This is a genomic window from Cyanobacteriota bacterium, assembly GCA_025054735.1.
GTDB lineage: Bacteria > Cyanobacteriota > Cyanobacteriia > SKYG9 > SKYG9 > SKYG9.
The window spans coordinates 1-8686 of record JANWZG010000148.1 but is presented as its reverse complement, the minus strand read 5'-3'; the positions used below and the strand labels follow the sequence as shown (position 1 = coordinate 8686).

The window sequence follows — 8686 nt, the reverse complement described above, 5'->3', positions numbered from 1 at the left end:
ATCAACTAGGGGCAGCGGGCTATAACCTCAGTGGAGACTACACCGATGACTTTGGGGGCACCTCTAGTGCTTGTCCCTTGGTAGCAGGGGTGGCGGCGTTGATGCTCTCGGCAAATCCTAACCTGACCGCTAGGGAAGTCCGGCAGTTGTTGGAGCAAACGGCTGACAAAATTATCGACAACGACCCGGATCCGCAATTGGGGCTACGCCATGGCACCTATGAACATGGTGGTCATTCCCAGTGGTTTGGCTATGGCCGCATCAATGCCTACAATGCGGTAAAAGCAGCCAGAGACAAGCTTTCACTAGTACCAGCACCCATACAGCCTGCTCCACCGCTGACAGCAGACATTTCGTCTGCTCCCATAATGGTTACTGGCGTGCTGATTCCCGACAACTCACCTGATGGAGTTGCGATTAGCCAACAGGTGACTACGATCGGCCTAGTGAAGACGATCGCCGTGACTGTAGACATTAACCACATGTACCTAGGTGATCTCACGATTAGTCTGATTACTCCTAATCGCCGGGTGCTATTGCTGCAAGGCCGCACCTTGGGCAGGCAAACCCGCCTCCAGCATACCTACACACCAGACAACGCACCATTGTTGGCACAGGCGATTGGTCAAGCAGCACAGGGCACCTGGTATCTCTGGATTGTAGACCATGCTGTTCACGACACCGGGGTGCTCAATCGTTGGCAGCTAGCGCTAACAGTATAATATCTGCGCGTAACACTGCTATGAACCAATAAAAACTTGTGCATGAAATCTTGCCAAGACTGCTCTGCTTTGTTACGCTAGATAAGCGTTTACAGAAGAGTCTCTTCGCCGGGATAGCTCAGTTGGTAGAGCAGAGGACTGAAAATCCTCGTGTCACCAGTTCAAGTCTGGTTCCTGGCATTTGAGTGCACTGAGGGCTGTAGGGTTAGCTGTTTGACCTGCGTCGCTTAGTTGAACAATCTATATCACTAGACCAGAAACCTGTAGAGCCGATGTTAGCCTCACCGACCTTGAAGGTAGGTAAGCCGTGTTTCGTTGCCTACAGGCTACGGCTGGGGGTGAGGGCACGATCGATGCTGTAACGCCAGCGATCGGTCATGTCAGCAATGGCTACTTCTAGCAGGCTCTCTCCAGCGATGGTTTGCAAGCAGAGGGTGTCTCCGGTGACAAGGCCACAGCGCTGCCAATCACCAGGCAACTGGGCTTCTAGGTAGGCTTCCCAAGCGGGAACATCAGCAGGAGACACAGACACTAGAATGCGGGCACCACCTTCTCCGAAGAGAACTTCATCCCAGCGAGAGCCAGATAGAGAACAAATGGCTCCTAGGCCGCTACTGATGCAACATTCAGCCAGAGCAACCGCTATGCCCCCCTCAGCGCAGTCATGGGCAGAGTGTACCCAGCCTTGGCGAATTCCCTCTCGACAGGCGGTTTGGACTAGCCGTTCTCGATCGCAGTCTACTGTTAGCGGTTTGCCAGCAACCGTGTGGTGAATGACCGCAAGATATTCAGAGGCAGCAAGGGATGTTATGGGCAGCCCCAGCAGGTAGATTAGATCATTAGCAGAGCGCCAGCCTTGACCAACCACCTTAGTAATGTCCGGGATCAGCCCCACCATGCCAATCACAGGGGTAGGATAGATGGCTTGGGGGTTACCATCGCTGTCTAGGGTCTCGTTATAAAGGGAAACATTGCCACCCGTAACTGGTGTGTGGAGTGCTCGGCAAGCATCAGCGATGCCCCGGCAAGCTTCTGCCAGTTGCCAATAGCCCACTGGACGCTCTGGACTACCAAAGTTAAGGTTGTCAGTGACGGCTAGGGGGTCGGCCCCCACACAACTGAGGTTGCGAGCGGCTTCGGCGACAGCAGCTTTTGCACCTTCGTAGGGGTCAAGGTAAACATAGCGAGCATTGCAGTCAACGGTAGCGGCGAGGCCCTTCCAGGTAGTGGGTAGTGGGTGAGGAACTGTGGTAGGACGAAGGCGAATGACCGCAGCATCACCGTCGCCAGGAAGGAGAACGGTGTTGTTTTGTACCTGATGGTCATATTGGCGATAAACCCAGCGCTTAGAGGCGATCGTTGGCGTTGCTAATAACTCTAGCAGCACGTCTCTCCAGGCGCGAAAACCCGTGGCAAGCTGAATGCCCTGGCGATCGCAGGCAGGAAGTTGCGCTGGAGTCCATGTCCAGGCTTGCTGGATGTAGGCAGGAGGCTCAGCCAGCAGTTCCCGATGGTAGATAGGGGTATTGTCAGCCAAGGCAGTAGCAGGAATTTCAGCAGCTACATTACCCTGGAATAGGATGCGGACGATTGGCTCGACAATCACGGTTCCAGCTACTACGGCGTGCAGCCCCCAGCGATGAAAAATATCGATCAGTTCCTGCTCTCGTCCCCGCTGGGCCACCAACAGCATCCGCTCTTGAGATTCTGACAACAGGTACTCGTAGGGCACCATGCCTGTTTCCCGCACGGGCACCCTGTCTAGGTCAAACTCAATACCCACACCCCCCCGTGCTGCCATTTCTGACGTGGAACAAGTGATGCCAGCGGCTCCCATGTCTTGAGCGGCGACAACAGCTCCGGTTTTAAAAGCTTCTAGGCAGGCTTCAATTAGGGATTTCTCTAGAAAGGGATCCCCTACTTGCACAGCAGGACGATCGTCCTCGGAGGCATCGCTCAATTCAGCACTAGCAAAGCTAGCTCCACCCATACCATCTCGTCCAGTTGTGGATCCGACATACAGCACAGGGTTGCCAATGCCTGCTGCCCCAGATTTTACGATTTCGGGGGTTTCCATGAGGCCGATCGCCATGACATTCACAAGGGGATTAGCGGCATAGGCTGGATCAAAGTATATTTCACCACCAACAGTAGGCACCCCTACACAGTTGCCATAGTGGGCAATTCCCGACACGACACCCGTGAATAACCGCCGGGTACGAGCATCGTCTAAGCTGCCAAACCGTAGAGAATTGAGAATAGCAATAGGACGGGCACCCATGGTAAAAATATCCCGCAAGATGCCGCCGACACCGGTTGCTGCTCCCTGAAAAGGTTCTATAGCTGAGGGGTGATTATGAGACTCAATCTTAAAGGCTAGGCGCAGTCCATCACCCAAGTCCACAACGCCTGCATTTTCTCCAGGGCCAACTAGTATGCGTTCTCCTTGGGTAGGAAACTGTTTGAGCAAGGGGCGCGAGTTTTTGTAACAGCAATGTTCTGACCACATTACCCCAAACATACCTAGTTCAGCCCAGTTGGGATGCCGTCCCAGGCGACGCACAATTTCCTCATATTCGTCAGGCTTAATGCCTTCACCAGCAATCTCATCGGGAGAAAAAGGCGTAGGGGCAATGGTGCTCATGGTAACAACTCTGCAAAATACAGGCTTATTCTATACTGGGGGCAAAATCTTGCGCTGAACGAGTCCTGCTTCTAACTCTCGTAGAAGTTGCACATCGGCATCGGGCAGCCGATCGCCAGTTGCTTGTGGATCCAAAAAGGCAAAGGCTTGGCGGAACTGTCGGGGACTGGCAGGGATAGGAGCCATGAAGTGACAGGGAATGATGTGGTTAAACTCCCACTGAGCAACCCGATCAACCCATGCCAAGGTAGTCTGGGGTGCCCGATTTAGAATCAACTGCTGCAACACAGGGGCCACAAACGGACGACTGTGCCCACATAGGGCTTGGAATGCATAGTGCCAGTTGGGTTGCCAGCGGAAGGGATAAAGGCCAAAGTAGGCTTTGCGGGAGCGATCGACAGCCTTTAGGGCGTTGAGTACCGTTTGTCCTAGATCCAGAGTATCCAAAACGCTGGGGCGAAAATAAAAGGCAAATAGGCTAATGCGATGCCAGCCCTTGCGACGGTTAGCTGGTGTATCAGCTACTACTTCTGAGGCATGATCCTTAGCGTGGAACAGTAGGGGATAGGGATCCAATTGCACGATAGCGGGTGGCTCTTCGGGCACCGAGACGATCATATCCGTTAGCAGCAGCGTATGTGTGGGCCGATGTACCATTGCTACTTCTGCGAAGGCTCCAACATTGAGGTTAATCGCACCTAACACCGCGTAATCAATCTCATCCCCAAAGGGAGTCTGCCGACTGTCAGCAGGCAAGATATGGGTGCGATCGGGGGGCAACCCCAACCAACTAAGGGGGAGGTTGAGGGGAAAACTCCATTGGTGCGGCGAGACATAAACTTGAGCTGTGGGGAAATGGCGAGCAAACGGCCCTACAAACACCTTATGCTCAATCCCTGACACTGTGGGCAAAATGATATACCTTACTGCCCCGTACTTGTCTACCAGTTCTTGCATCAGGCGCAGACACTCTGGTGTAGGGGCAACAGGGGCATAGACTAGCAAGCCTCCAGCATCTAGCCGAACCACTGTCATCCGAATCGGTACCACTACGTAGAAAATGCCCTGCACTTGGTCAAAGGTCCAGATGCGATCGTTCAGCACTTCTATACGAAGGGTGCGCCGCTTACCGTAGGGGTAGATGGGCACTAAGGGCCAAAGGTGCCATGTCCAGTCATGGGCGTGACTGGCATCAGATGTAATCTTGCTGCTGTTAATAGGCTGACTCATACCAACGTGATGTTGAAGTTTCCCGTCCTTAAATCTTCTCTCATAGGGAGAAAACTGACCCACAATGCAGACACGAACTTCGTGACGATCGCCCAAGTCTTGCTACCCCAGGGCATTGTTAACAGCTTATTGAGCAGCACGAATAGCTTAATGCCCCAGTGCAGAGAAAAGCCGTCAGCGTGAACCCGCTATTAATCCAAGGACTGCTTTACTTGCTCAATCTGAGTCACTTCGCTCAGGCACAAGTACAAAGTATAGCCCTCTGCGGACTCAAAGGCAGGGTCAAAACTGCCCATTTGGTTCCGCTTGGTCGTAGCCCTGGGTGCTCTGCTGCTACTACGTTGCACTCTGACATCAGAGGTTGCATAGTCTTGGGCGATCGTCAAGGAGCTAACCATAGAGCCATCATCCCAAACCAGCAGTTTCCAAATCAACGGTTTCCAGGTCAACAGTTTAAAGTCCTGCCAAGTTTGGTTCAACCTGCGTCAATCAGTGTGGCTAGGTGAGATTGCAGTTATGGACTGTTATGATCCATAGGTATGGGGATTGTCATAGACTTGGGGAATCTGGTAAATCTTGAGATGACCTGTAGACCTTACCTGTAGACCTTGTTACCTGTAGACCTTGTTAGTCGTAGGCAGACCAATCAGTGACAGCATCAATGGCAGCAACACTCTTTCACCTAGCATTTCCAGTAGCTGACATTCCCCGCACCAAGCAATTTTATGCTGAAGGCTTAGGCTGTGAAGTAGGCCGAGAAACTAAGGATTCTGTCATTTTGAATCTGTACGGTCATCAAATTGTAGCCCATGTCACAACTGAGCCGTTGACTCCGCAATCCAGCATCTATCCTCGCCACTTCGGGCTAGTCTTTACCCAAGAGGCCGATTGGGAGGCCCTGTTAGCTAGGGCACAATCCAACCAACTTACCTTTTATCAACATCCGAAGCGACGATTTCCTGACTCTCCACTGGAACATCGCACATTCTTTCTACAGGATCCGTTTGGTAACTTTTTGGAATTTAAGGTGTATCGCTACGCTGCGGCTATTTTTGGAGAACGTGAACACCAACAAATTGGCGATCGTGCCCCCACTTGAGGGTGACGTTTAGGCTGTTTCTAGCCATTCAAAAATGCGCTCTAGCTGCTCTAGGGTGATTAGCCCATAGTTCCACAAAATCATTGGCAATGGACCAGGATCTTGCTCACGATGACGCAAGGCCATGTTAATCGACGAGGGTGACAGGGCCAGTTCCTCTTCTAAAAACTGCAATAGTTGTGCGTACTTGCTGTTAGGTGCCATCAATGCTCAACTCCTTCGATGTGTAGTCTGCACCAGTGACTTACTATAGCTAGCACCCTCGGTTACCAATCAGGAAAACAACCAGTTTGCTAACTGTCCCGATGGCTAACTCTCTAGGGCATCTAGGATAACTGGGCTGAATTTCGGTTGATAAAGGATAACAAATTTCTTCCCCTACAATGTGAAGATTGTTTATGAAATTTGAAGAGATTTGGGGGTTGATTCAGTGCTACCTCTCGGCTTATCTAGCAGCTAGGAGTTACTGGGTACCTGCTGGCTAATATCCTTCAGCGATCGATAAATTCGCAGCACAATCGTCACTCCACACCCGATACATAACCCTGGAATCACGTAGCGCCAAACTTGATAGGCATCGACTGCCAAGGTAGCTAGACAGGCAATCGCCAGAATAGCAAGGCGATCAGTCTGTCCACAGGGGCCTACGGACTGAATTTTGCTGTCAGCCACGAGGCCCAGCAAGCCAAACATCTGTACCCAGCCTACCAACACTACCAGAGCCAGCGTCCAAGGAAATTCCCCCACGTTCCACAGCCCTAACACAATTAGGACATCAGTAAACTCGCCAGGTAACCGATTAAGATAAGCTCCCAGCTTAGAGGTCTTATTAAATTCCTCAGCGACTAGGCCATCTAGGGTGTTAATCACCATGCGAGCCACGATCGCCCCCACAGCCCCTAACCACCATTGCCGATAGAGACAGTAGGCCGCCAAGCAACCTGGGACAAAGGCCAACACCGATAAGGCATTGGGAGACAAGTGGCTAATGCCTGGTAGGTGTCGAAGGCGATCGCGCAACCAATACTTAGCTTGGTACAGTCCCAAATCTGGTTTTAGGGGCGATGATGTCATAGCTCGCAAATAGGATCTGAACTAACTCGTAGCCTGAATCAAATATCCACAACGATGTTCGCCATTCACTAACCAATGAGTGCGCTCTACTGTGCAATCTTGTAGCGCCGCTGCAAATAGCTCCAACTCGTGCCCACATACTGCTGGAAAGGACTCGGCAATATGGGAAATAGCACAGTGATACTCAGCGATAATGTAACGTTCCTGGCCAGATGCATCGGGTTCAGGGCAGTGGAGTTCTGCCATAAATCCCTCTTGACGGCGTAATTTCACCAGGGCAGCAACACGATCGCGCAGTGAACCGTGCCCCAACTGTTGCCGATAGTCCATGGCTTTCCGTTGCCACTGCTTTTGCAAAATTGTACTGACCTGCTCTTGACCAACCGTTTCCTTTAACGTGTCCAGCAGTGAGAGAGCAAAGTCACTATAGCAATCGGGAAACTGCTCTCGTCCAGCGGCGCTGAGTCTGTAGACATAGTTAGGGCGGCCCATACCAGTCTGGATGGCTTGATGCTGAATCAGACCATCGGCCTCTAAGTCTTTCAGGTGGCGACGCACTGCCTGAGGAGTAATAGCCAACCAATCAGCTAAATCCTGGGCAGTTGCCTCACCCTGCTTGAGCAAATGGGTCAGAATATCTTGCTTGGTCGAGGATGCGGAGCCAGCACGATCGTCAAGCTGCGACTCAGCAATAAGCGCATCTGGAGCAGACTGTGAAGGGGAAGACACTTTGCGATCGCCAGACATACGTTTTCAGAACGTTCCCGCTTTACCGTATGATTTACATTAAATTACTTTGACAACGTGTACGTTTCTAAAGTACCCTAAAGATACTTAGACAACATACATGTTGCTTTAGATTATATCGATAATTACCTCTTCTGTCTCCCCTGCCGATGAATACTCCGACAACTACCCAAGCAACTGATAAAAGCTTAGAAGCCATGCGGCATTTTGCTGAAACCTATGCCAAGCGCACTGGCACTTATTTCTGCGCTGACTTAGGTGTGACTGCTGTGGTCATTGAGGGCCTAGCTAAGCACAAAGATGAGCTAGGCGCACCATTGTGTCCCTGCCGCCACTATGAAGATAAAGAAGCAGAAGTCGCAGCAGCGTTCTGGAACTGTCCCTGCGTGCCTATGCGCGAGCGCAAAGAATGTCATTGCATGTTGTTTCTCACTCCTGACAATGACTTTGCAGGTACAGCCCAGGAAATCAGCTTTGAACAGATTCGGAGCACGACTAGCCAGTACTAATTTACTGCTGACCCGATACTACTGACGCTACTCTTAAAATCGTAATGCGGAGAGAATAACAACCATGAGCGCAGCCCTCCAAACGTTAGTTAACCAGCCCTACAAATATGGGTTTGTAACCGCTATTGAGTCTGAGACTATTCCTAAAGGTCTCAGTGAAGAGGTTGTGCGTCTAATTTCGGCGAAGAAGAATGAGCCAGAGTTTATGCTGGAATTTCGCCTGCGTGCTTACCGACAGTGGTTGCGAATGACAGAGCCAACGTGGGCACGGGTTGGTTATCCTCCAATCGACTATCAGAACATTGTTTACTATTCAGCACCTAAACAGGCTCCCAAGAAGCTCAACAGTTTGGACGATGTGGATCCAGCGTTGCTGGAAACCTTTGAAAAACTGGGGATTCCACTGTCGGAACAGAAGCGCTTGGCCAATGTAGCTGTGGACGCGATTTTTGATAGTGTTTCGATCGCCACTACCTTCAAGGACAAGTTAGCAAAGGATGGCATCATCTTTTGCTCTATTTCCGAAGCTCTCCAGGAGCATCCTGAGCTAGTAAAACGCTACCTAGGTAGTGTTGTGCCCCCAACTGATAACTACTTTGCTGCCCTCAACTCGGCGGTATTTAGTGATGGCTCCTTTGTCTACATTCCCAAGGGTGTAAGG

10 protein-coding genes, 1 tRNA gene and 1 pseudogene are annotated in these 8686 nt (G+C 51.2%); 6 read left to right on the top strand and 6 right to left on the bottom strand.

Features of this window, described 5'->3' with window-relative positions:
* From NZ772_08860 to NZ772_08850, 3 genes and pseudogenes are all read left to right on the top strand, one after another.
* Positions 1-164, top strand: a pseudogene (locus NZ772_08860) (S8 family serine peptidase).
* 318 nt (positions 165-482) lie between these two features.
* Entirely contained in the window at positions 483-722 is a 240-nt protein-coding gene (locus NZ772_08855) for a proprotein convertase P-domain-containing protein (GenBank protein ID MCS6813662.1), read from the top strand.
* A 107-nt stretch (positions 723-829) separates the two neighbouring features.
* A tRNA-Phe gene (locus NZ772_08850) sits at positions 830-902 on the top strand.
* Positions 903-1041: 139 nt separating this feature from the next.
* Here the strand turns inward: NZ772_08850 and purL are convergent.
* The 3 genes from purL to NZ772_08835 all read right to left on the bottom strand — a co-directional run bounded on the left by purL (position 1042) and on the right by NZ772_08835 (position 5075).
* Entirely contained in the window at positions 1042-3366 is a 2325-nt protein-coding gene (gene purL / locus NZ772_08845) for a phosphoribosylformylglycinamidine synthase subunit PurL (GenBank protein MCS6813661.1), read from the bottom strand.
* A gap of 30 nt (positions 3367-3396) precedes the next feature.
* Entirely contained in the window at positions 3397-4596 is a 1200-nt protein-coding gene (locus NZ772_08840; GenBank protein ID MCS6813660.1) for a DUF4336 domain-containing protein, read from the bottom strand.
* A gap of 191 nt (positions 4597-4787) precedes the next feature.
* Entirely contained in the window at positions 4788-5075 is a 288-nt protein-coding gene (locus NZ772_08835; GenBank protein MCS6813659.1) for a hypothetical protein, read from the bottom strand.
* Positions 5076-5257: 182 nt separating this feature from the next.
* On the opposite strand from NZ772_08835, the gene NZ772_08830 reads away from it, so the two are divergent.
* Complete coding sequence (locus tag NZ772_08830; GenBank protein ID MCS6813658.1) at positions 5258-5695, top strand: VOC family protein; 438 nt, start codon at positions 5258-5260, stop codon at positions 5693-5695.
* Between the two features lie 9 nt (positions 5696-5704).
* On the opposite strand, the gene NZ772_08825 is transcribed toward NZ772_08830, so the two are convergent.
* The 3 genes from NZ772_08825 to sufR form a co-directional block, all read right to left on the bottom strand.
* A complete protein-coding gene (locus tag NZ772_08825) occupies positions 5705-5899 on the bottom strand; it encodes a DUF2949 domain-containing protein (protein ID MCS6813657.1) in 195 nt (64 codons plus the stop codon).
* Between the two features lie 252 nt (positions 5900-6151).
* Positions 6152-6769, bottom strand: a complete 618-nt coding sequence (locus tag NZ772_08820; protein MCS6813656.1) for a CDP-alcohol phosphatidyltransferase family protein — start codon at positions 6767-6769, stop codon at positions 6152-6154.
* A gap of 21 nt (positions 6770-6790) precedes the next feature.
* The gene (sufR, locus tag NZ772_08815; GenBank protein MCS6813655.1) at positions 6791-7516 is read right to left on the bottom strand and encodes an iron-sulfur cluster biosynthesis transcriptional regulator SufR; all 726 of its coding nucleotides are present in this window, start codon (positions 7514-7516) and stop codon (positions 6791-6793) included.
* A 149-nt stretch (positions 7517-7665) separates the two neighbouring features.
* Here sufR and NZ772_08810 point away from each other — a divergent pair, with 149 nt between their 5' ends.
* A complete protein-coding gene (locus NZ772_08810; protein ID MCS6813654.1) occupies positions 7666-8025 on the top strand; it encodes a ferredoxin--nitrite reductase in 360 nt (119 codons plus the stop codon).
* 64 nt (positions 8026-8089) lie between these two features.
* The coding region (locus tag NZ772_08805) for a Fe-S cluster assembly protein SufB (protein ID MCS6813653.1) at positions 8090-8686 on the top strand (597 nt) is incomplete at its 3' end.